We start from the raw sequence: 21,610 nt of genomic DNA, 5'->3' as shown, positions 1-21,610 counted from the left end.
TGGCCCGGCGATGACCGACTCCGCGCCTCCTGCCCCCTCCGCCACCCGGGCCGTGCCGCACGCCCACCTCGCGACCGACGTGCGCGGCGCCGTGTTGCGGCTCGCCCGCCGCCTGCGCCAGCAGAAGGCCGACGCCGACGTCACCGACGCCCAGATGGCCGCCCTCGGCTACGTCGTGCAGAACCAACCGCTGACGATCGGGGCGCTGACCGCCCACGAGGGCGTCACTCCCCCGTCGATGAACCGCACCGTCGGCAAGCTCGTCGACGCCGGGCTGCTGCGTCGCACGGTCGACGACGACGACAAGCGCCGCGTGCTGCTCGAGACCACCGAGGCCGGCGCCGCCTTCGTCTTCGAGACGCGTCGACGTCGGGACGAGTGGCTCGTGCCCCGCCTCTCGGCCCTCACCGCCGACGAGCGCCGCACCCTGGCCGACGCCACCGAGATCCTGCGGAAGCTGACCCGCTCGTGAGCGCCATGTTCCGCAGCCTGTCGCTGTTCAACTACCGCCTCTGGTTCGCGGGGGCGCTCGTGTCCAACATCGGCACCTGGATGCAGCGCACGGCACAGGACTGGCTCGTGCTCACCGACCTGACCGACAACGACGCCACGGCCCTCGGCATCACCATGGCGCTGCAGTTCGCCCCGCCGATCCTGATGGTGCCGATCACGGGGCTGATCGCCGACCGGTTCGACCGGCGGCGGCTGCTGATGGTCACGCAGCTGAGCATGGGCCTGCTCGGGCTCGGCCTGGGCGTGCTCGTCCTCACCGACAGCGTGCAGCTCTGGATGGTCTACCTCTTCGCCCTGCTGCTCGGCGTCGCGGCCGCGATCGACGCCCCGGTGCGGCAGAGCTTCGTGTCCGAACTCGTGCCCCCCGGCCACCTGACGAACGCGGTCAGCCTGAACTCGGCGTCGTTCAACGGCGCACGCCTGGTCGGCCCCGCGGTCGCCGGCGTGCTGATCGCGACGATCGGCACGGGGTGGGTGTTCCTGATCAACGCCGGCTCGTTCGCGGCCGTGCTGCTGTCGTTGCGGTTCATCCGGGTCGCCCAGCTCGAGCTGAAGCCGGCCGTGTCGCGGGCCAAGGGCCAGATCCGCGAGGGGTTCCGGTACGTGCGCGAGAGGCCCGACCTCGTCGTCGTCTTCGTCATGGTCTTCGTCATCGGCACCTTCGGCCTGAACTTCGCCATCTTCACCTCGACCATGGCCAGCGTCGAGTTCGGCGTCGACGCGAGCGGGTTCGGCCTGCTGTCGTCGGCGATCGCGGTGGGGTCGCTGGTCGGCGCCCTGCTCTCGGCCCGACGCGAGAAGCCGCGCTGGCGGGTGCTCGTCACGGCGGCCCTGGCCTTCGGCGTGACCTGCCTGGTCGCCGCCGTCATGCCGACCTACTGGAGCTTCGCGGCCGTGCTCGTCACCGTCGGACTCGCCTCGATCACCCTGATGACGACGGCGAACGCCACCGTGCAGCTGACCACGGCACCCCGCATGCGCGGGCGCGTCATGGCGCTCTACATGGCCGTCTTCACCGGCGGCACGCCCCTCGGCGCACCGATGGTCGGCTGGGTCGCGAACGTCGCCGGACCGCGCTGGGCCATCGGCGTCGCGGCGGCGTCGGGCTTCGTGGCGGCCGGCGTCGCGATCGTCTGGCTCGTCCGCGGGCAACACCTGCGGGTGCGCCGCGTCCGTGGGGGCGAGCCCGAGCCCGTGACCGGAGCGCTGCCCGTGCTCGGGGCGGGCCGGTTCCACTACCGCCTGCAGCACGACGGCGACGCGGCCGCCGTCCGGGCGCGCGACGAGACCGCGGCCGAGCTCGCCGTCGACGAGGGCACGGCGACGCGACCGTCCTGACCGGGAGGCGCGGCGCCGGCGGGTCAGAGGCGCGCGTAGACCAGCAGGGACGCGAGCAGCACGACGAACGGCGCGATCAGCAGCACGTTGAGCAGCTTGTGCTCGACCATCACGGCGACCCACTCGCGCAGGAAGGCGCTCGGCACGTAGTACGCGGCGGTGGGCGCCCCGACCACGTCGGCGCTGCTGCCGGCGTCCCGCGCCAGCAGCGCGGCGCGCAGCACGTGGTAGTTGTTCGTCACGACCAGGGTCGACCCGGTCCGACCGGCGTCGGCGAGCACCTTCCCCGACAGCACGAGGTTCTCGCGGGTCGAGCGCGACTCGGTCTCGGGCAGCACGTCGGCCGGGTCGGCCCCCTGGGCGATCAGGTACTCCGCCATCGCCTCACCCTCGGGCCGGGGCTCGTCCGAACCCTGCCCGCCCGACGGCACGAGCACCGGCCGCCTCACGCCCTCGGGGGTCGCGCGGTAGATCGCCAGCGCCCGGTCGAGGCGGCTGCGCAGCAGCGGCGGCACCTCGCCGCGGATCAGTCCGGAGCCGAGCACGATCAGGGCGTCGGGCTGCTCGCGCACCCGGGGTCGGGCGTAGACGAGCGACCACAGGGTGAACGCGGCGAACGTGAGCGCGGCGTAACCGGTGACGAAGACCACGACGATGCCGAGCCCCACGGCTGCGTCCTGGAGGGCCGCGACGTCCGACCGGCGACCGGCCTCGACGATCACGACGACGAGCAACGGCACGCCGATCAGCGCGATGCCGACCAGCAACGACAGCAGGTTGCCGAGGCTGCGCCCTTCGGACCGGAGCATGGTGACGCCGTTCGCCATCGCGAAGACGGCGAGCGCGAGGACGAGCAGGGGCACGAGCGCCACGGCGACGAGGAACACGAAGACGAGCGGCGGGAACGCCGCGACGAGGACGTTCGCGGCGGCGACGACTCCGAAGCCCCCGGCCATCAAGAGGAACACCCCGTTGCGGAACCGGCGGGCGTCCCGCCGACGCGACGCGGCGAAGAGCAGCAGGAAGACGACGGCGATGCCGGCCGAGATCGCGGTCATGAGCAGAGGCTACCCACACGAGACCCCGGGGAGGCGCTCGGACCCCGCGCGCGGGAGGTCTCGGCGAGTTCCTGGGGTCTCAGGACGGGAGCCGCACGGGCGCGAGCCGCGCCGGCGCGAGCCGCGCGGTCAGCGGTCGAAGAGGTTGCCGAGGCCGGGGATCTGGAAGCCCTCGCCGAGGTTGCCGAGCTGGTCGCCCAGCCCACCCACCTGCTCGCCGAGTCCGCCGACCTGCTCGCCGAGTCCGCCGAGGTACTCCTCGCCGCCCGCGGTCAGGCCGTCCAGCCCCTCGAAGCCGAAGCCGTTGGTCAGCTGGTCGAAGTCGATGCCCGACGTCACGGCGTCGGACAGCAGGGGCAGGGCGACGCTGCTGACGGCGGCCGCCCCGGCCACGGCGACCGCGAGGCCCGCGACCCCCGCCACTCCGGCGCCGACCGCGGCACCTGCCGCGACCTTGCCCCCCGTGCTGCCGAGCACGCGCTTCATCAGGCCGGGGTGTGCGGTCTCGCCACGGGTCGCCGCCCGGGCGAGGTCGGCCGGGGCGCTCGACGCGGGACGCTCGCCCGCGGGCACCTCGGCGCTCAGGCGGGCGAGCACCTGCTGACGCTGCTCGGGGGTGAGGCGCTCGAAGGCGTCGCGGTGGACCTGCTCGAGCTGCTGCGGCGGGGCGGTCTGCAGCAGGTAGTCGTACTTGGCGAGGGCCGCGCGGTCCGCGGCGGACCCCTGGGGGGCGTGGCCCCCGGTGGCCGGGCGCCCGACACCCCGCTGCGGCGCCCCGTACCCGTCGCGCTGGGGCTGGCGGCCGCCCTGCTGCGGCTGCCCGCCCTGGCGGTCGTCGCCGGTCACCTTGTCGGAGACCTTGCGCACCACGTCACGCCAGTCGGTGGAACCGCCGGACGCGCCACCGCGGCCGGACGAAGAAGAAGAGGAGTTGCCGAGCGCACGCGCGGCGGCACCCAGGAGACGGTCGAAGTTGGCCATGCGAGCGATCATCCCGGGCCCGCATCCGAGAAGCCCCCGCAGGAGCCGAGCATCGCCCGGGAACGGCGCGTCCACCGCTGCGGGTTACGCCCGAGCCCTCCTCCGGGTTACATTCGCAGGGGACGTCCGCGCGGGCCCGACCGCGACGCGCGCTCCATCCTCAGGAGGTGTCGCATGGGCAAGGCAGCAGTCACGGGCTGGGTCGCCCTCGCGATGCTGGTCTCGGGCGCGGCGCTCGTCCTCGCCGCCACCTTCCGCCTGGCCACGGTCGGGCTCTTCGCCGGCGGTTTCCTGCCCATCGGCGACCTCGACTTCGTCACCATCGCGATCTGGCTGCTCGGTGCCGCCCTCGTCGTCGGCGGCGTGGCCCTCGCCCTCGTCGGGCTGACCGACCGGGTGCTCGGTGCCCTGCCGCGCGACGAGCCGGAGCACCCTCTCGAGCACGAGGCCGTCCGCGAGACGACGCCGGCCCCGGTCCGACCGACCACCCAGGAGGCGCGGGTCCTGTCCGCAGGACGGCCGACGGCCGCCCCCGTGGTCGCGTCCGCCCCCGTCCTCGCCGCCACGCCGACGCCGGCGATCGCCTCCGCCACGGGCACGCCCGTCGAGACCGCGTCCACCCGCTCCGCCGTGCCCGAGCAGGCTCCCGCCGGGCCGACCCTCGCCGAACGCCTGCGTCCCGTGCTGTCGTCCGCCGCCACCCGGGTCGCGGCCGCCGTGCGCGCCACGGGTGACGCCCTGGCCCGGGCCGGTCGGGCCACGGCACGGGCCGTCCGTCGCGCCTCCCGGGCCGTGGTCGCATGGGTCCGACGCACCACCCCGGTCGTCGTCACCTGGTTCCGCACGACCGGCACCACCGTCGCGACGCGCACCCGACCGGCCGCCCGCTCGACCTGGGACGGCGTGCGTCACGGCAGCCGGGCCACCGCGGCCGGTGCCGTCGTCGCCGCCCGGGCCACGGGGGCGACCGCACGACGCGCCTCCTCCGCCGCCGCAGCCAGGGCCCGTGAGAACGCGCGCAGCCTGGCGGACGCCCGCGCCGCCGCCCGACAGGCGGAGCACGACCGCGAACTGGCCCGCGAAGCGGCGCGCCTCGACTTCCTGACCTCGCGCCGCACCCCCGCCGCGCCAGCCACGTCGCCCACCGCCGCGGTGGTCACCGCGGGGGCCACCCCCGCCGAGGCCGCGGTCGGCGAGCGCGAGTCCGCGCCGCTGTCGCACACCGCCTGACGGTCGGCCCGGTCGCTCGACTCACCTAGGCTCGCCGCATGCGCACACGCCTCGGACTCGTCGGACTCGTCGGCATCGCGCTGGTCGTGACGGGCTGCACGGGCGTCGACGCCGGGGCCGGTGAACGACCCGAGCGCGCCTCCACGTCCGCGGTGGGGGCCTCGGGGGCCGCGACGGCCGACGGCGTCGTGCTGCCGCCCGAGGGCGCCCGCTTCGACTACCAACTGGGAGGCGCGTCGCCGATCCCCGACGGAGCCACGGTCGTCGCCCGCGACAGCACCGACGACCCCGCCGACGACGTCTACGGCATCTGCTACGTCAACGGGTTCCAGACCCAACCGGGCGCCGAGTGGCCGGACGAGCTGCTCGTGCGGACGTCCGACGGCGAACCGCTGGTCGACCCCGGCTGGCCGGACGAGCACCTGTTCGACCTGTCCTCGGAGGCGAACCGGCAGGCCGTGGCGGAGCGCCAGGCGTCGACGATCGACGGCTGCGCCGCCTCGGGCTACCAGGCGGTCGAGTTCGACAACCTCGACTCGTGGACGCGGTCGGACGACGCCTTCGGTGAGGACGACGCGGTCGCCTTCGCGACGCTGCTCGTCGCACGGGCCCACGCGGCCGGGCTGGCCACGGCGCAGAAGAACACCGCCGACCTCGGTGCCCGGGGCCGCGACGAGGTCGGCTACGACTTCGCCGTCACCGAGGAGTGCGACCGCTACGACGAGTGCGACGCCTTCACGGACGTCTACGGCGGGCTCGTGTTCGACGTCGAGTACACCGACGACCTGCGCGGCTCGGTCGTCGACGTGTGCGCCCGCGTCACCGGGCTCGATCCGGCCCCCTCGACCATCGTGCGCGACCACGACCTGGTGCCGGCCGACGACCGCGCGCACGTCTACACGGCCTGCTGACCCGCGCCGGGCGGGCCTAGGCCTCGCGGGTGATCTCGACCGTGACGAAGAGTTCGCTGTTCGACGACCCCGCGTAGACACCGCGCAGCGGCGGCACGTCGCGGTAGTCGCGGCCCTGGCCCACGACCACGTGCCGTTCGCCGATGTCGATCAGGTTGGTGGGGTCGTAGCCGTGCCACGTGCCGCAGAAGAACTCCACCCAGGCGTGCGACTCCCCCGTGACGGTCTCGCGCAGCTCGGCCGAGGGCTTCGGGTGCAGGTAGCCGCTGACGTAGCGCGCCGGGATGCCCGCCGCCCGCAGCGCACCGACCGTGACGTGGGCGATGTCCTGGCAGACACCGGCCCGGGCGGCCCACGACTCGGCGGCCGTGGTCTTCACGTTCGTGACGCCGGGCAGGTACCGGACCGCGCCTCCGACCGTCTCGCAGATCGCCATCGCGGCGGCGCACGGATCGGCGTGGGTCGCCCGTGCCTCGGTTCCGACCGCGGCCAGGTCGGCCGGAGGCGCGGTGAGGGGCGTCTGCTCGAGGTGTTCGACGAACGACGTGCTGGCCCCCGCGACCGCCGCCAGGTCGTCCCACGAGATCGTCTCGGACGGATGCGCCTGCGGCCGCACCTCGACGAGCGACGTCGCGGTCAGCGATAGCTGCCGGTGCGGCAGCAGCACCTCGAACGACGACACCCGCGTGCCCCAGTAGTCGACGTACTCGTGGGAGGCGGCGACCGGCTCGATGCGCAGGTGCGACGAGAGCACGAACTGGCCCTCGGTGTGCGCCGGCAGCATGCGTGCCTCGTTGTAGCTCGCGACGGCCTCGCCCTGGTACGAGAAGCCCGTGACGTGCCGGATGCGCAGGCGGCTCACGAGCGCTCCCCCACCCAGGTGGGCGCGGCGCTCGTCGGGAAGTACCGCTGCCTGATCGCCTCGGAGGCGGCGCTCGTCGCGGCCTGCACGGTGTCCATCTGCCCGGGCAGGTCGTCGAGGATGTCGCCGATCGGCCGGAACTCGAGCTCGCTGCGCATCTGCCCGAGGATGCGCACCCCGCTGTCGGAGGCCGCGACCCGGTGGGTCGTCGGCTCGACCTCGCGCAGACAGGCCTCGGCCCGGCTGATCGCGAAGAGCACGCTGCGCGGGAACAGCCGGTCGAGCAGGAGGAACTCGGCCGCGTTGCGGGCGCTCGGCACGCCCCGGTAGGTGCGCAGGTAGGCCTCGTACGCGCCGCACGACCGCAGGATCGTCGTCCACGACGGGCCCGACGCCTCGGTGAGCGTGCGGGTCGCGAGCAGGCGCGCGGTCATGTCGGCCCGCTCGATCGACCGGCCGAGGGTGAAGAACTGCCACACCTCGTCGCGGCTCGTCGCGCTCTCGATGATCCCGACGGCGAGCGCGCTCCGTTCGCGCACCCAGGCGAAGAACTCGTGCACCTTGTCGTCGGCGACCTTGCGCGGCATGCGGGCGCGCGTCGTGTTGAGGCACTCCCACAGCTCGGTGGAGACGATCTCGCGGGCCCGGCGGGCGTTCTCGCGGGCGGCGCCGAGCGAGTAGGCGATCGACGCCGGGTTGTGCCGGTCGACCGCGAGCATCGACAGGACGTCGCTGCGGGCGAGGTCGCCCTCGGGGGCGTCGCTGCCCATCACGGCGAGCAGGCTGCGGCAGGCGACGTCCTCCTCGATCCAGGGGTCCTCGAGCAGCAGCTGCAGGTGCACGTCGAGGATGCGGGCCGTGCCGTCCGACCGCTCGATGTAGCGGCCGATCCAGAACAGGCTCTCGGCGATGCGGCTCAGCATGATGGCCCTTCGGTCGGGGTCGTCCCGTGGTCGGGAACGCGGGACGCAGGAGGCGCGGGTCGGCTTCGTGACCCGACCCGCCCCTCCTTCGTCTGTTGCTGTTGCGCCTGCTGGTCGTTGCGGGGGTCGTCCTGGGGCGCGTGGTCGGGACTGTGGTCGGCCGCCGAGGCCGCGGCCGCGGCGACCTGCTCGGGGGTGATGATCGGGAGCGACTGCGTCGGGGTCGTCTGCTCGGCGATCAGGGCGCTGACGTCGTGACCGGCCCAGGCGTTGACGTCGCCGCCGACGATCCAGGTGTCCTTCGAGCCGCCGCCCTGGCTGCTGTTGACGACGAGCTGGCCCTCGGGCAGCGCGACCCGGGTCAGGCCGCCGGGCAGCACCCAGACGTCGTCGCCGTCGTGCACGGCGAAGGGCCGCAGGTCGGCGTGCCGGGGGCGGAGTCCGTCGTCGACCAGGGTCGGGATCGTGCTGAGCTGCACCACGGGCTGCGCGATCCAGCCGCGGGGATCGCGTCGCAGCTGGGTGCGCAGGTCGTCGAGCTCGCGGCGGCTGGCCGCCGGGCCGACGACGAGGCCCTTGCCGCCCGAACCGTCCACGGGCTTCACGACGAGCTCGTCGAGCCGGTCGAGCACCTCGTCGAGGGCCCCGGGGTCCTCGAGCCGCCAGGTGTGCACGTTCGGCAGCAGGGCGTCCTCGCCCAGGTAGTAACGGATCAGCTCGGGCAGGTAGGTGTAGACGAGCTTGTCGTCGGCGACGCCGTTGCCCACCGCGTTCGCGATCGTCACCGTGCCGAGACGGGCGGCCATCAGGAGGCCCGGCGAGCCGAGCACCGAGTCGGCCCGGAACTGCAGCGGGTCGAGGAACTCGTCGTCGACGCGGCGGTAGATCACGTCCACGCGTTCGGGCCCGCCGGTGGTCCGCATGAAGACCCGGCCGCCGGAGCAGTAGAGGTCGCGACCCTCGACCAGTTCGACGCCCATCAGGCGGGCCAGCAGCGTGTGCTCGTAGTAGGCCGAGTTGAACACCCCGGGGGTCAGCACGACGACGGTCGGTTCGTCGACTCCCGACGGGGCACTCTTCTTGAGGGCGGCGAGCAGCCGGTTGGGATAGTCGCCCACCGGCCGCACGCGCATCGAGACGAACAGCTCGGGCAACGTCTGCGCCATGACGCGACGGTTCGAGATGACGTAGCTGACGCCGCTCGGCACGCGCACGTTGTCCTCGAGCACGCGCCAGGCTCCGGCCTCGTCCCGGACCAGGTCGATGCCGCTGACCTGGATGCGCACGCCGTTGGCCGGGTCGATGCCGCTCGCCTGCCGGTGGAAGTGGCTCGAGCTCGTGATGAGGCTCGCGGGGATGACCCCGTCGGCGATGGCGGTCTGCGGGCCGTAGACGTCGGCGAGGAACGCCTCGAGGGCCTTGACCCGCTGCTTGATGCCGCGCTCGACGGTGGTCCACTCGGCGTGCTCGACGACCCGGGGCACGGCGTCGAGCGGGAACGGCCGCTCCTCGCCGGCGAAGTCGAAGGTGACGCCCTGCGCCAGGTACGAGTCGGCCAGCGCCGCGGTGCGGCCGCGCAGGTCGTCCTGCGTCATGCCCTCGAGGGTCGCGTGGATCTCGTGGTACGCCCGACGGGGCGTGCCGTCGCGCTCGAACATCTCGTCCCACGCGGCGGCCGGCGGGCGGGCGCCGGTCGCCCGGGCCGCGGCACCCGTGGTGGTCGCGTATCCCTCGAAGAGCTCACCCATGGCTCGACGCTAGCCAGGAGGTGTTGCCGGGGTGTTTCGGTCGTGCGGCGGGGGTGTGTCGGGGTGGAGCCCGGCGAGGGAGGGGACAAAAGCGAACACCGGGAACTTCCCACCAATCCGATTTGTAACAGAGAACTCCCAGGAGGAATAGCGTCACCCCCGAACGACAAGAACGTCCCACCGGGAGGACCACCACATGCGCTTCAAGTACCTCGTCATCGCCCTCATCGCGTTCCTCGCGTACACCTACGGCGCCAAGGCCGGGAAGGGCCGCTACAAGGAGATCAGCAACTTCTTCGGCTCGTTCTGGAACGACCCCAAGGTGAAGAAGGCGCGTGCCCAGGCCAAGAAGGACGTCACCAAGGCCCGCAAGGCCGCGGTGAAGAAGGCCCGCAAGGCCGCGCACTAGTCCTCTCGACCGCTGGGGCCCGAGAGGACGACCTTCTCACGGGCCTCTTCGCATGCGGTCGTCACCCAGACCCCGCTGACACGCACCCGACCCCGACCGTCTCAGCAGCACCCGCGCACTCCGCGCACCAACGAAAAGGACCACATCATGGGCTTCCTCGCCTTCATCCTCCTCGGCCTCATCGCCGGCGCCATCGCCAAGCTCATCCTCCCCGGCCGTCAGGGCGGCGGCTGGATCGCCACCCTGATCCTCGGTGTCATCGGCGCCCTCATCGGTGGCTGGATCGGCGGAGCCGTCTTCAACGTCGGCTACGACGGCTTCTTCAGCATCCAGAGCTGGATCATCGCGATCCTCGGTGCGCTCGTCGTCCTCGTCATCTGGGGCTTCATCACCGGCCGCAAGGGCAGCCGCGCGTAAGCAGCTCCCCCGCACCACGACAGAGCGGGCCGTCCCTCCGGGGGCGGCCCGCTCCGTCGTGCCCGGGGCGGGTGCGGGTGCCGTGGCGGGTGCGAGACTCGGGGCATGTGGACGCAGAACCGGCCCGACCCCGACGCCGAGGTGCCGGAGGCGGTGGTCACGGCCGCGCGCGGCGACGCCATCACCGCGGTGTGGCGCAACGAGGCCGGCGGCACCACCTACCGCCTGGGCGACGGCCCGACCCGGCGCTTCGTGAAGTGGGCCCCGCACGGCAGCGGCCTCGACCTGCACGCCGAGGAGATGCGGCTGCGGTGGGTCGTCGACTTCACCCCCGCCCCCCGCGTGCTCGAGATCGGCGGTGACGACGAGGGCGAGTACCTCGTCACGGCGGGCGTGCCCGGGCACAGCGCCGTCGACCTGCTCCGGGCCGCGGACCCGGCGACCGCCGTGCGCGAGGCGGGACGGGGGCTGAGGCGACTGCACGACGCGTTGCCGGTCGACGAGTGCCCGTTCAGCTGGTCGGTGGACGACCGGATCGCGACCAGCGAGAAGGCGCGCGCCGTGCCTCCTGACCTCGGCGACCCGCCGCCCGTCGACCTCCTCGTCGTCTGCCACGGCGACCCGTGCGTGCCCAACACGCTGATCGGCGACGACGGCCTCTGGTCGGGGCACGTCGACTTCGACGCCCTCGGCGTCGCCGACCGCTGGGCCGACCTCGCCGTCGCGACGATGAGCCTCGGCTGGAACCACGGCCCCGGCTTCGAGCAGACCTTCCTCGACGCGTACGGCGTCGCCGACGACCCCGTCCGCACGGCGTACTACCGGGCGCTCTGGGCCGCGACGTGAGCCGGATCGCGCCGTGTCGCGGGCCACGACGCCACGATGTGGGCACCGCGCCACGATTAAACATGGCGGCGTGACCACATCGTGGCGTCATGGAGCGCCCGGGTCGTCCAAGATGGTGCGGTGACCGACATCGAGACCACACGACGACACGACGGCAGCCGTGACGACATCAGCGGCGCCGTCGACGGCAGCCTCCGTCAGGACGTCAGCTACCTCGGCAGCCTGCTCGGCCGGGTGCTGCGCGAATCCGGCGGCGACGAACTCTTCCAGGCCGTCGAGGACGTCCGGGCCGCCGTCATCGCCGCCTACGAGGGAGCCGACGGCGCGAGCCTCGACGACGCCCAGCGCCTCGTCGACGCCCTCGACCAGGGGCTGGCCGAGCAGGTCGCCCGCGCCTTCACCTGCTACTTCCACCTCAGCAACCTCGCGGAAGAACACCACCGCGTCCGCGTGCTGCGCCGCCGCGGCAGCGAGGCGAGCGCCGCGGGCGACTCGGTCTCGGCCACGCTGCGCCAGCTCACCGAGGAGGTCGGGGCCGAGGAGGCCTCCAAACGGCTCGACGCGCTGCGCTTCCACCCCGTGCTCACCGCGCACCCGACCGAGGCCCGCCGCCGTGCGGTCGCGTCGAGCATCCGTCGGATCAGCGACCTGATGACCGACCGCGACCGGCTCGAGAACGACGTGGCCGTGGCCGAGGCCGAACGCCGCCTCCTCGAGGAGGTCGACACGCTCTGGCGCACCTCGCCGATCCGTACCACGCGGCCGACCCCGCTCGACGAGGTCCGCACGGCCATGAGCATCTTCGACCAGACGCTCTTCGAGATCGTGCCGCAGGTCTACCGCCTGCTCGACGACCGCCTGCTCGGGGACGCCGCCGGCCGCGAACCCGCCGTCGCCCCCGCCTTCATGCGCCTCGGCACCTGGATCGGCGGAGACCGCGACGGCAACCCGCACGTGACCGCCGAGGTCACCCGGGCCGCCGCAGACATCGCCGCCGAGCACGTGCTGCTGGGGCTGCACCGCGCGACCACCCGCATCGGCGGCACCCTGACCCTCGACGAGGCCGAGACCCCGGCCTCCGCCGAGCTGGTGTCCCTCGCGGAGGCGCAGCGCCGGATGGACGCGGACGTCGCGTCCCGCATCGGCGTGCGCTCGCCCCACGAGCTGCACCGCCGGGTGCTCATGTTCGTCGCGGCCCGCATCGACGCCACCCGTCGCGAAGGGGCCCCGCTCGCCTACGGCCACCCCGACGAGCTGCTCGCCGACCTGCGGGTCGTGCAGCAGTCGCTGCGCGCGGCCGGCGCCCACCGCAGCGCCAACGGCGACCTGCAGGGCCTCGTCTGGCAGGTCGAGACCTTCGGGTTCCACCTCGCCGAGCTCGAGGTGCGCCAGCACTCGCAGGTGCACCGGACGGCCCTCGCCGAGCTGCGGGCGGCCGATCCCGTGGCCGGCGGGGCGCAGGCGGCCGGCGGCGACGCCGGGTCCGACGCCGCGCCTCCTGCCCGCAGCGAGACGACCGACGAGGTCCTCGCGGTGTTCCGCACGATCGCCGACCTGCAGAAGCGCTACGGCGTGCGGGCCGCGTCGCGCTACATCGTGTCGTTCACGCAGTCGTCGGCCGACCTGGCCACCGTCTACGAGCTCGCCGAGCGCGCGATGGGCGACGAGCCCGCACCCGTGCTCGACGTGATCCCGCTGTTCGAGACGTTCGCCGACCTCGAGGCCAGCACGCGCATCCTCGACGAGGCCCTGCAGACCGAGGCGGTGCAGAAGCGCCTCGCGGCGACCGGTCGCCGCCTCGAGGTCATGCTGGGCTACTCGGACTCGTCGAAGGACGTCGGGCCCGTCTCGGCGACCTTCGCGCTCTACTCCGCCCAGGCCCGCATCGCCGACTGGGCCGCCGAGAACGACATCGAGCTGACGCTGTTCCACGGTCGCGGCGGCGCCCTCGGCCGCGGCGGCGGACCGGCGAACGAGGCCGTGCTGGCTCAGCCGCCGGCATCGGTCGACGGTCGCTTCAAGATCACCGAGCAGGGCGAGGTCATCTTCGCCCAGTACGGCAACAAGACCATCGCCGCCCGGCACGTCGAGCAGATGGCCGCGGCCACGTTGCTGGCCTCGAGCCCGTCGAACGAACAGGCCAACGCGACGGCCGCCACCCGGTTCGCCGAGGTCGCCTCGACGATGGACGTCGCCTCACGCGAGGCGTTCTTCGGCCTCGTCAAGGCCGACGGCTTCGCCTCGTGGTTCGCGGCCGTCACGCCGATGGAGGAGGTCGGCCTGCTCGCGCTGGGTTCCCGTCCCGCCCGTCGGGGCCTCTCGGTCGAGTCCCTCGAGGACCTCCGGGCGATCCCCTGGGTCTTCGCCTGGACGCAGGCCCGCATCAACCTCGCCGGCTGGTACGGCCTGGGGTCGGCCCTCGAGGCCGTGGGCGACCTCGACCTGCTCCGTGAGGCCTACGCGACCTGGCCGCTCTTCTCGGCGATGATCAAGAACGTCGAGATGTCGCTCGCCAAGACCGACGAGCACATCGCCCGCGAGTACCTGGCGCTGGCCGACCGCGACGACCTCGCCGGACGCGTCCTCGACGAGATGGCCCGCACGCGCAAGTGGGTGCTCGCGGTCAGCGGCCACGGCGAGGTGCTCGACGGCCGCCCGGTGCTCAGCCGCGCGGTGCGGCTGCGGTCGCCCTACGTCGACGCGCTCTCCCTGCTGCAGCTGCGCGCCCTGCGGGCGATCCGCGTCGCGGGCGGAGGCGACCCGGCCGATGCCGACCACCGCCTCCTGCTGCTGAGCGTCAACGGGATCGCCGCCGGGCTGCAGAACACGGGCTGACGCCCAGGCGCAGGACGCAGGAGGCGCGGGCGGGGTCGTCGACCCGGCCCGCGCCTCCTGCGTCCTGCGCCTGCGCCGGTCAGGCGAGCAGCTGCTCGCTGAGCGCCCAGAGGCGGTCGGACTGCTCGGGGTCGAGGGCGTAGTCCTTGACGCCGCGACCGCGGGCGTCCTCGCGGAACGGCTCGGCCTCGGCGACGTCCTCGAAGTAGCGGGCCCCGACGCCCTCGGCGAGGGGGTGGACGGCCACGAAGACCGACGTCGCGGCCCCCTGCTGCGTCGACTTGAACGCCGGGTTGGGGGTGCCGTCCTCGTCGATCCAGCCGCGGTCGAGCATCTCCTGCTTGGGCAGGTGGCGCTGCAGCGGCGTCATGATGCCGCCCGGGTGCACGGCGTTGGCCAGCACGCCGTCGTCGGCCCAGCGCTGCGTGACGCCGACCGCGAAGAGCGAGTTCGCGGTCTTCGACTGGCCGTAGGCCGACCACGGGTCGTACTCGCGACGCTCGAACATCACGTCGTCGAACACGACGGGCGAGAAGTGGTGGCCGGTCGAGCTGAGCGACACGAGTCGCGACGGGGTGCCCGAGGCCTGGGCGCCCTCGACCAGGGCTCCTCGGAGCGCGTTCGCGAGGGCGAAGTGACCGAGGTGGTTGTTGCTGAACTGGAGTTCCCACCCCTCGGGGGTGCGGGTCTCGGGCGTGGCCATGATGCCGGCGTTGTCGATGAGCACGTCGAGCGGGCCCTGCCACGCGTCGGCGAAGGCCTGCAGGGTGTCGCGCTTCTCGAGGTCGAGGATCGCGGCACGGACGGTGCCGCCGCCGTCGCCGGTGCTCTCGCGGATGTCGGCGACGGCCTGCTCTCCCTGTTCGGGGCGGCGCACGGCGAGGGTCACGTCGGCGCCGGCGGCGACGAGGGAGCGGGCGGTCTCGATGCCGATGCCGGACGCGGCGCCGGTCACGACGATGCGCCTGCCGGTCAGGTCGAGGCCGTCGACGACCTCGTCCGCGGTGGTGGCGGCGCTGAAGGGGGTGGTGATGCGAGTCATGGGGTCGACGCTACGCCCGGGCCCCGGGCGGGCGGTCAGTCCCCGGACGGGCGGTCGGGCCCCGGACCGTCAGGCGGTACGGCGGGCGCGACGGGTGCGGACGAGTGCCGCGGCGTAGAGGACGGCGGCGACCCAGTGGCCGACGAGTCCGGCCCAGAGCACCACGAGGCCGATCGTGCGGGCGACGGCACCGGCGTCGGCGAGCGGGGCCGACGACGCGCCTCCCGATCCGCCGAACTGGTCCACGACCGCGGCCGCGACCAGCACGAGCAGCAGCCCGACGAAGATGAGCGCGGTGCGGATCTTGCCGACCCACGTCACCGGGAACGAGGCCCCGGCCAGCACGAACAGGGCGTAGGCGCCCAGCAGCAGATCGGGCACGAGCAGCAGCGGCAGGACCGGCCACGGCACGAGACCGCCCGCGACGAACGCGATGACGACGACGATCACGGTGATGCGGTCCGCCACCGGGTCGAGCCACCGGCCGAGCTCGGAGGTGGTGTTCGTCCGGCGGGCGATGAACCCGTCGAGGAAGTCGGTCACGAAGACGACCGCGATGACGACCATCGCCGACCAGTAGTGCTGCCCCACGATCAACACGAGGAACACCGGCAGCAGCAGCAGCCGGGCCGCCGAGATGGCGTTGGGCACGGTGCGCCAGTCGTCCTGTCGGAACAGCTTGTCGACGAGCGTCACGGGGCCCCCTCTGCACGATCGCGCGGACCGTCGGTGCCGGTCGCACCGATCACACCCGAGGAGGCGCGGGTCGCGCCCCCGAGATCGCCTCGAGTCTACGGGTGCCCCGCTCCCGACCCGAGGACGCCTTCGCCGTCCGGCGGTGCCGTCACGCGGTGCCGTCAGGCGGCGCCGCCAGACGGTGCCGTCAGGCGGTGCCGTAGAGGGCGACGGGCAGCTCCCGCGTGAAGATCTCGGCCGTCTTCGGGCCGACGCCCTTCAGGTCGGTGAGGCGGCGGGTCAGCTCGGCACGGTCGGCCGACGACCGCACGAGGTGGTTCACCGACCCCCAGTCGGAGTCGATGCGCCCCATGACCTCGTGCAGCTCGTCGCTCATCACGTGGTCGATGCGGGCGTAGCCGGCCTCGTCGAGCAGCCGGCGCAGCCCCTCGTGGTCGTGCTCGGCGAAGCGTGCGGGGCTCGTCAGCCCGTGGTCGACGAGCACCTGGTAGGTCTCGGCGGCCACGCTCTGCTGCACGGGCCGGCCGAACAACACGCTCGCGAGCAGCCAGCGGTACAGCTCCTGCGGCGAGCCCTCGCTCACGTCGATCCCGAGGTCGGACGGGTGCTTCACGTCGGTCATGCCGTCCTGTCTACGCCGGGTGCGCGGCGCGGGTGACGCGACCCGCGCCTCCTCGGCTCGCCGTGCGCCGGCGGCCGCACGGACCGGCCGCACGGGTCGGCCGCGCGGACCGGCCGAACGACGACGGACCCCGCCCCGGGCGACCGACCACGGGAGGACGTGGTGGGTCGCCCGGGACGGGGTCCGCGGTGCAGGCGCCGGACTAGCGCGCGGCGTGCTCCAGCGTCGGGTAGTCCGTGTAGCCCTCGGCACCCTCGGCGTAGAACGTGGCGGGGTTCGGCTCGTTGACCTCGTGGTCACCCTGCCACCGCTCGACCAGGTCGGGGTTGGCGATGGCGAAACGGCCCACGGCCACGGCGTCGGCCTGGCCGTCGGCGACCTCGGCGATGGCCTCGTCGCGCGTGGTGATCTGACCGAAGCCGCTGTTGGCGATGAAGGCGCCGCCGAAGCGCGTGCGGAGGTCCTGGACGAGCTCGCCGCGCAGGTCGGCCTGCAGCACGCTGAGGTAGGCGAGGCCGAGCGGCGCGAGGCCCTCGACGAGCGCACGGTAGACGGCCGTCACGTCGGCGACGTCGGTCTCGACGACGTCCTGGATGTTGTGCATGGGCGACAGGCGGATGCCGACGCGGCCGGCACCGATCGCCTCGGCCACGGCGGTCGCGGTCTCGATCGCGAGGCGGGCGCGGTTCTCGGGGGTTCCGCCGTACTCGTCGGTGCGGACGTTCGAGACGGGCGAGAGGAACTCGTGCAGCAGGTAGCCGTTGGCGCTGTGGATCTCGACGCCGTCGAGCCCGGCCTCGAGCACGGCGCGCTTCGACGCGGCGACGATGTCGGCCGTGACCTGGTGGACCTCGTCGGTCGTGAGGGCGTGCGGCACGGGGAAGTCGACCTTGCCGGTGGCGGTGTGCACCTGGCCGTCGATGGCGATCGCGCTGGGGGCGACGATGCGGTCGGTGCGCGTGATGTCGGTGTGCGAGACGCGACCACCGTGCATGACCTGCATGACGATCTGGCCGCCCTCGGCGTGGACGGCCTCGGCGACGCGCTTCCAGCCGGCGACCTGCTCGTCGGTGACGATGCCGGGCTGACCGTCGTAGGCCTTGGACTCCTGCGAGGGCCAGGTGCCCTCGGTCGTGATCAGACCGAAGGAGGCGCGCTGACGGTAGTGCTCCACCACGACGTCGCCCGGAACGCCGTCGTCGCCGGAGCGGAGACGGGTGAGGGGCGCCATGACGAGGCGGTTGCGCAGCTCGAGCTGGCCGAAGGTGGCGGGAGAGAAGAGGTCCAAGGGTGGTCCTTCCGAACGGTGACGCGCCCTCGGGCGGGGGCGCTCGTGAGACAACGCCCCCGTTGCACGATGCATTCCCCGGCCCACGAGGCCCGGGAGCGCCGCGAGGAGGGCGCCGAGGGCTGCCACGGCGAGGGCCACGCCGTAGCCGCCGGTCCCGACGAGCGCGCCCAGGACGACGGCCCCCACGGCCTGGCCCAGCACCAACAGCACGAAGAGCAGGGCCGTCCCGCTCGCGGCCCGCTCGGCGTCGATCTCGGCCGTCCAGGCGATCAGCGCACCCGTCGCCGCCGTGTAGGCCCAGCCGAAGGCCGCGCAGGCCACGAACGCCACCGGCACGACGCCCGGCAGGGTCGCCAGCCCGGCCGTGCCCGCCGCCATCGCGACCAGCGTGAGCGCCCAGACCGCCCCGGGGGCCAGGCGCGCCAGCGGTCGGGCGGTGGCGATGACGGCGGTGCCGCCCACGCCGAGGCAGACCCAGGCCCCGACCGACAGCTCGGCCGCCACCCCGGCGTCGACCAGCAACGTGCGCCCGAAGTTCCAGACCCCGGCCGAGGCGGCACCGGCGAGCAGCGCCGCGACCAGCACCCACCGGTGGTCGACGAACCACGACCGCGGGGGCAGGAGGTCGCGCCCGACCGAGGTCGTGGCACCCGTCGCGTCGCTCGGTCGAGCCACGGAGCCGCGGTGGTCGAGCACGAGGACGGCCCCGGCCGCGACGATCGCTCCCCCGACGGCCGCCCACCACGCGAGTCGCCAGTCGGGCAGCACGGCGGACGCCAGGAGTCCCGCCGCCACGAGGCCCGGGCCCGTCCCGGCGTTGACGACCGTCTGGCCGCGCGCCTGCCGTCCGCGCTCGAGACCGCGCTGCAGGAGGCGCACCAGGGCCGGCGACGCGAGGCCGGCCCCGGCCGAGCTGAGCACGGCCGCGAGCGCGAACGGCACCACGTCGGGCGCGAGGGCCATGCCCGCGGCACCGATCGAGGCCGCCGCACCCGCCGTGACGACGAGGCCTCGTGGGTGCCGGGCGGAAGCCGCGAACCCCGCCACCGCGCCGGCGACGTAGGCGAGCGATCCGCCCGACGAGATCAGCCCGGCGATGCCGGCGTCGAACCCGAGGTCGGCCTGCGTCTCGGGCAGGTACAGCCCGTAGGCGAGGCGGACCAGGCCGTAGGTCACGGCGATCAGGGCCGTGCCGGCCGCGACGAGCCCGGAGCCAATCGAAAACGTGCGTTTCATTTTCACAGCCTAAGCTGTCCGCATGCCCCTGCGCCCGGCCAGCGAGAAGAAGATCCTCGACGCCGCCGACGACCTGTTCTTCACGAACGGCATCGCCGCGACGCCCGTCGACGCCGTCCTCGCCCGCGCCGGCGTGTCGGCCGCGACGATGTACCGCGGCTACCGCAGCAAGGAGGCGCTGGTCGCCGCAGCGCTGACCCGTCGCCACCACGACTGGCTCGCCACCTGGGACGCCGCCGTCGCCCGGTGCGACGAGGCCGGCCCGCGCCTCCTCGCGATCTTCGACGCGTTGGACGACTTCCGGTCCCGCCCGACGGGGGCGCGCTGGTGTGCGTTCCTCGCCTCGGCGGCCGAGTACGTCGATCCTCCCGCCGACGTCGCCGAGGCCGTGCGGCTGGACACCGAGACGCTGCGCACGCGACTCACCGACCTGGCACGCCCGCTCGTCGGCCCCGAGGCCGAGGGCCTCGCCGAACGCCTGCTGCTGGTGGTCACCGGCGACCTCGCCATGCGACTCCGCGAGCCCGACCGCGACACGACGACGGGCCGGGCCGTCGCGGCGTCACTGATCGCCGCCGCCGGCGCCACCGGCCCCACGAGCCCCGGCCGCTGAGACCCTCCTGCGCGCACGAGGGTCTCGGCGGTCCTAGCGGGTCTCGGCGGAACCGTCCCGGTCGAAGCCGGTGCGGACCGCGGCGATGTCGTCGCCGCCGTGCCCCCGGTCGGCCGCCGTCGCGTAGACGCCGGACAGCGCCTCGAGCAGACCGGTGTCGAAGCCCGTGCCCTGGGCGGCCTCCTGCATGAGGTCGAGGTCCTTGCGGATGCCGTCGAGCGCGAACTGGGCCGGGTAGTCGCCGGCGATCATCGTCGCGCCCTTGAGGTGCGCGTACGGGGTGTCCGACTGGCCCCCGTCGATGGCGTCGAGGAAGAGCTGCGGGTCGAGGCCCAGGGCCTCCGTCAGCGCGAGCGACTGGGCCGTGGCGGCGGTGATCGTGGCGATCCACGCGTTGGCGGCGAGCTTCAGCGCCGTGCCCTGCCCGACCGTGTCGCCCGCGACGATCGTCTTGGAGCCCATGGCGTCGAGGACCGGACGCACGGCGTCGAGCAGGGCGTCGTCGCCGGCGGCCAGCATGACGAGCTTCCCCGTCGCGGCCGGCTTCTTCGTGCCGAGCATCATCGCCTCGACGAGCCGGAGTCCGTGCCCGTCGGCCGTCCGGACGACGCGGGCCGTGTCGGCCTCGCCGATGGTGCTGGCCTGCACCCACACGGTGTCGGCACCGCTCGCGTCGGCGGCCTCGTCGAGGACCTCGAGCACGGCGTCGCCGTCGAACAGCACGGTGACGACCACGTCGGCGCCCTCGACCGCCTGCCGCGCCGTGTCGGCGACCGCGGCACCGTCGGCGGCGAGCGGCTCGGCCTTCGACCTCGTGCGGTTCCAGACCGTGACGTCGAACCCCTCGCGCAGCAGTGTCCCCGCCACGCCCTGACCCATGATGCCCGTCCCGAGCACTGCGACCTTCATGGCCCCGACGCTACGCCCGGGACGCGCGAGCAGCGCGGCTCAGTCGAGCGGATCGGGCCCGACGGGGTCGGGCCGCATCGCGCGACGCACCCGGGCGACGACCGAGGGAGCGGGCGGATCGTTGTAGACGCCCGCCTCGACCTGGCCGCTGAGGCGCTGGACGGCCGCCATCACCTCGTCGGTGGCGTGCCGACGAGCCCGACCCGACTTCGCCTCCCCGTGGTGCGAGAGGTCGAGGGGCTCGCCGAACTCGACGGTGACCTTCCGGAGGCGCGGGAAGCGCGTGCCCACCGGCTGCAGTTCCTGCGTCCCCGTCAGGGCGACCGGCACGACCGGGGCCCCGCTCGTGAGCGCGAGCCAGGCGACGCCCGTCCGGCCGCGGTAGAGCCGCCCGTCGAGGGAGCGCGTCCCTTCGGGGTAGATCGCGAACGCGTCACCGTCCGTCAGCTTGCCGAGGCCCAGGTCGAGGGCGTGCTGCGCGGCGGACCCGGCCCCTCGCTCGACGCCGATCGCACCGATGCCGGTGAAGAAGGCCCGCGACGCCCGACCTTTGAGACCCGAGCCGGTGAAGTAGGCGTTCTTCGCGAGGAACGAGACCTGACGGGGTGCCATGAGGGTGATCACGACGCTGTCCATGAACGAGAGATGGTTGCTGGCCAGGATGACGGCGCCGCGCCGCGGGACGTTGCGGCGCCCGATCACCCGGGGGCGCCAGACCGCGCGCACCAGGGGTGACAGGACCGAACGGCTGAGGGTTGTGAGCACGCTCCACTGTGCCCGACGCCACATTCCCCGAGGCGCATGGCTCGCCTGTGCGCCTCACCCGGGGGCCCTCGGCACCCACCCGCACCACCCGATTCGGGGAACAACGGGTGTCCCCCTCAGGGAGGATTGCCGCCGCCGGAGCCGCGGCCTATCGTCGGAGACCGACCGAAACGGGACGCTCGTCCGGTTCACGGCCCTCCGACGAGTCCTCGTCGGGGGATCGACCCGAGACCCGGGGCGAGCGCCGCGACGCACCGCCCGTCCCCGTGGCGGTGGTCCGGCCGGGCGGACGGCCCCCCGCGCTCCGGCTCCGACAGCCGGGGACGACCCCGGACGGCCCGAGGCGCCCCGAGTCCCCCGAGCGC

The 21,610-nt window shown here is 73.7% G+C and carries 20 protein-coding genes and 1 pseudogene; 9 read left to right on the top strand and 12 right to left on the bottom strand.

Translation table 11 applies throughout. The annotated features are described in order from the left end of the window. The first annotated feature begins 10 nt into the window (after nucleotides 1-10). Both ARTHRO9V_RS04650 and ARTHRO9V_RS04645 read left to right on the top strand, forming a co-directional pair. The gene (locus ARTHRO9V_RS04650; protein WP_055978010.1) at nucleotides 11-472 is read left to right on the top strand and encodes a MarR family winged helix-turn-helix transcriptional regulator; all 462 of its coding nucleotides are present in this window, start codon (nucleotides 11-13) and stop codon (nucleotides 470-472) included. Continuing rightward, the gene (locus ARTHRO9V_RS04645) at nucleotides 469-1,851 is read left to right on the top strand and encodes an MFS transporter (RefSeq protein ID WP_159825865.1); all 1,383 of its coding nucleotides are present in this window, start codon (nucleotides 469-471) and stop codon (nucleotides 1,849-1,851) included. Before ARTHRO9V_RS04650 ends, ARTHRO9V_RS04645 begins: the two co-directional genes overlap by 4 nt. Nucleotides 1,852-1,874: 23 nt before the next feature. Here ARTHRO9V_RS04645 and ARTHRO9V_RS04640 read toward each other — a convergent pair whose 3' ends face one another. Next, nucleotides 1,875-2,909 (bottom strand): YdcF family protein, encoded by a 1,035-nt coding sequence (locus ARTHRO9V_RS04640; RefSeq protein WP_159825864.1) that lies wholly within the window; start codon nucleotides 2,907-2,909, stop codon nucleotides 1,875-1,877. A gap of 129 nt (nucleotides 2,910-3,038) precedes the next feature. Further along, nucleotides 3,039-3,890 carry a cation-transporting ATPase gene (locus ARTHRO9V_RS04635; RefSeq protein WP_123572114.1) on the bottom strand — a complete coding sequence of 284 codons (852 nt, stop codon included), beginning with the start codon at nucleotides 3,888-3,890 and terminating at the stop codon, nucleotides 3,039-3,041. Nucleotides 3,891-4,064: 174 nt separating this feature from the next. Here ARTHRO9V_RS04635 and ARTHRO9V_RS04630 point away from each other — a divergent pair, with 174 nt between their 5' ends. Beyond that, nucleotides 4,065-5,120, top strand: coding sequence for a hypothetical protein (locus ARTHRO9V_RS04630; RefSeq protein ID WP_159825863.1), 1,056 nt, complete (start codon nucleotides 4,065-4,067; stop codon nucleotides 5,118-5,120). A gap of 38 nt (nucleotides 5,121-5,158) precedes the next feature. After that, nucleotides 5,159-6,031, top strand: coding sequence for an endo alpha-1,4 polygalactosaminidase (locus tag ARTHRO9V_RS04625; RefSeq protein ID WP_159825862.1), 873 nt, complete (start codon nucleotides 5,159-5,161; stop codon nucleotides 6,029-6,031). Between the two features lie 16 nt (nucleotides 6,032-6,047). On the opposite strand, the gene ARTHRO9V_RS04620 is transcribed toward ARTHRO9V_RS04625, so the two are convergent. From ARTHRO9V_RS04620 to ARTHRO9V_RS04610, 3 genes are read right to left on the bottom strand one after another with little or no spacing between them, the layout of a single operon-like run. Then, nucleotides 6,048-6,893, bottom strand: coding sequence for a transglutaminase family protein (locus ARTHRO9V_RS04620; RefSeq protein WP_056049355.1), 846 nt, complete (start codon nucleotides 6,891-6,893; stop codon nucleotides 6,048-6,050). Next, nucleotides 6,890-7,816 (bottom strand): alpha-E domain-containing protein, encoded by a 927-nt coding sequence (locus tag ARTHRO9V_RS04615; protein ID WP_056049358.1) that lies wholly within the window; start codon nucleotides 7,814-7,816, stop codon nucleotides 6,890-6,892. Before ARTHRO9V_RS04615 ends, ARTHRO9V_RS04620 begins: the two co-directional genes overlap by 4 nt. After that, nucleotides 7,810-9,564: a circularly permuted type 2 ATP-grasp protein gene (locus ARTHRO9V_RS04610; protein WP_159825860.1), complete on the bottom strand. Its 1,755-nt coding sequence runs from the start codon at nucleotides 9,562-9,564 to the stop codon at nucleotides 7,810-7,812. The genes ARTHRO9V_RS04615 and ARTHRO9V_RS04610 overlap by 7 nt, the downstream gene beginning before the upstream one ends. 196 nt (nucleotides 9,565-9,760) lie before the next feature. On the opposite strand from ARTHRO9V_RS04610, the gene ARTHRO9V_RS04605 reads away from it, so the two are divergent. The 4 genes from ARTHRO9V_RS04605 (at nucleotide 9,761) to ARTHRO9V_RS04590 (ending at nucleotide 14,071) form a co-directional block, all read left to right on the top strand. After that, complete coding sequence (locus tag ARTHRO9V_RS04605) at nucleotides 9,761-9,973, top strand: hypothetical protein (RefSeq protein WP_056049364.1); 213 nt, start codon at nucleotides 9,761-9,763, stop codon at nucleotides 9,971-9,973. Between the two features lie 147 nt (nucleotides 9,974-10,120). Next, nucleotides 10,121-10,390 (top strand): GlsB/YeaQ/YmgE family stress response membrane protein, encoded by a 270-nt coding sequence (locus ARTHRO9V_RS04600; RefSeq protein WP_043595797.1) that lies wholly within the window; start codon nucleotides 10,121-10,123, stop codon nucleotides 10,388-10,390. A 105-nt stretch (nucleotides 10,391-10,495) separates the two neighbouring features. Then, a complete protein-coding gene (locus tag ARTHRO9V_RS04595; protein WP_159825858.1) occupies nucleotides 10,496-11,236 on the top strand; it encodes an aminoglycoside 3'-phosphotransferase in 741 nt (246 codons plus the stop codon). Nucleotides 11,237-11,356: 120 nt separating this feature from the next. Continuing rightward, entirely contained in the window at nucleotides 11,357-14,071 is a 2,715-nt protein-coding gene (locus ARTHRO9V_RS04590) for a phosphoenolpyruvate carboxylase (RefSeq protein WP_159825856.1), read from the top strand. Nucleotides 14,072-14,150: 79 nt separating this feature from the next. Here ARTHRO9V_RS04590 and ARTHRO9V_RS04585 read toward each other — a convergent pair whose 3' ends face one another. The 5 genes and pseudogenes from ARTHRO9V_RS04585 to ARTHRO9V_RS15735 all read right to left on the bottom strand — a co-directional run. Beyond that, nucleotides 14,151-15,113, bottom strand: coding sequence for an SDR family NAD(P)-dependent oxidoreductase (locus ARTHRO9V_RS04585; protein ID WP_123572107.1), 963 nt, complete (start codon nucleotides 15,111-15,113; stop codon nucleotides 14,151-14,153). A gap of 69 nt (nucleotides 15,114-15,182) precedes the next feature. After that, nucleotides 15,183-15,809: a CDP-alcohol phosphatidyltransferase family protein gene (locus ARTHRO9V_RS04580; RefSeq protein ID WP_159825854.1), complete on the bottom strand. Its 627-nt coding sequence runs from the start codon at nucleotides 15,807-15,809 to the stop codon at nucleotides 15,183-15,185. A 187-nt stretch (nucleotides 15,810-15,996) separates the two neighbouring features. Continuing rightward, nucleotides 15,997-16,431, bottom strand: coding sequence for a DNA methylase (locus ARTHRO9V_RS04575; RefSeq protein ID WP_159825852.1), 435 nt, complete (start codon nucleotides 16,429-16,431; stop codon nucleotides 15,997-15,999). Nucleotides 16,432-16,633: 202 nt separating this feature from the next. Continuing rightward, nucleotides 16,634-17,719 carry an alkene reductase gene (locus ARTHRO9V_RS15740; protein WP_255477658.1) on the bottom strand — a complete coding sequence of 362 codons (1,086 nt, stop codon included), beginning with the start codon at nucleotides 17,717-17,719 and terminating at the stop codon, nucleotides 16,634-16,636. A gap of 234 nt (nucleotides 17,720-17,953) precedes the next feature. Further along, nucleotides 17,954-18,958, bottom strand: a pseudogene (locus ARTHRO9V_RS15735) (MFS transporter); the annotation flags it as partial. 22 nt (nucleotides 18,959-18,980) lie between these two features. Between ARTHRO9V_RS15735 and ARTHRO9V_RS04565 the strand changes: the two are divergent. Further along, nucleotides 18,981-19,571, top strand: a complete 591-nt coding sequence (locus tag ARTHRO9V_RS04565; RefSeq protein WP_159825848.1) for a TetR/AcrR family transcriptional regulator — start codon at nucleotides 18,981-18,983, stop codon at nucleotides 19,569-19,571. A 33-nt stretch (nucleotides 19,572-19,604) separates the two neighbouring features. Here ARTHRO9V_RS04565 and ARTHRO9V_RS04560 read toward each other — a convergent pair whose 3' ends face one another. Then, the gene (locus ARTHRO9V_RS04560; protein ID WP_255477648.1) at nucleotides 19,605-20,513 is read right to left on the bottom strand and encodes an NAD(P)-dependent oxidoreductase; all 909 of its coding nucleotides are present in this window, start codon (nucleotides 20,511-20,513) and stop codon (nucleotides 19,605-19,607) included. 6 nt (nucleotides 20,514-20,519) lie between these two features. Continuing rightward, nucleotides 20,520-21,269 carry a 1-acyl-sn-glycerol-3-phosphate acyltransferase gene (locus tag ARTHRO9V_RS04555; RefSeq protein ID WP_159825844.1) on the bottom strand — a complete coding sequence of 250 codons (750 nt, stop codon included), beginning with the start codon at nucleotides 21,267-21,269 and terminating at the stop codon, nucleotides 20,520-20,522. Nucleotides 21,270-21,610 lie beyond the last annotated feature (341 nt).

Origin of the sequence: Frigoribacterium sp. 9N, assembly GCF_902506305.1 — a bacterium.
Lineage (GTDB): Bacteria > Actinomycetota > Actinomycetes > Actinomycetales > Microbacteriaceae > Frigoribacterium.
This window is presented reverse-complemented; position numbering and strand designations above follow the sequence as displayed.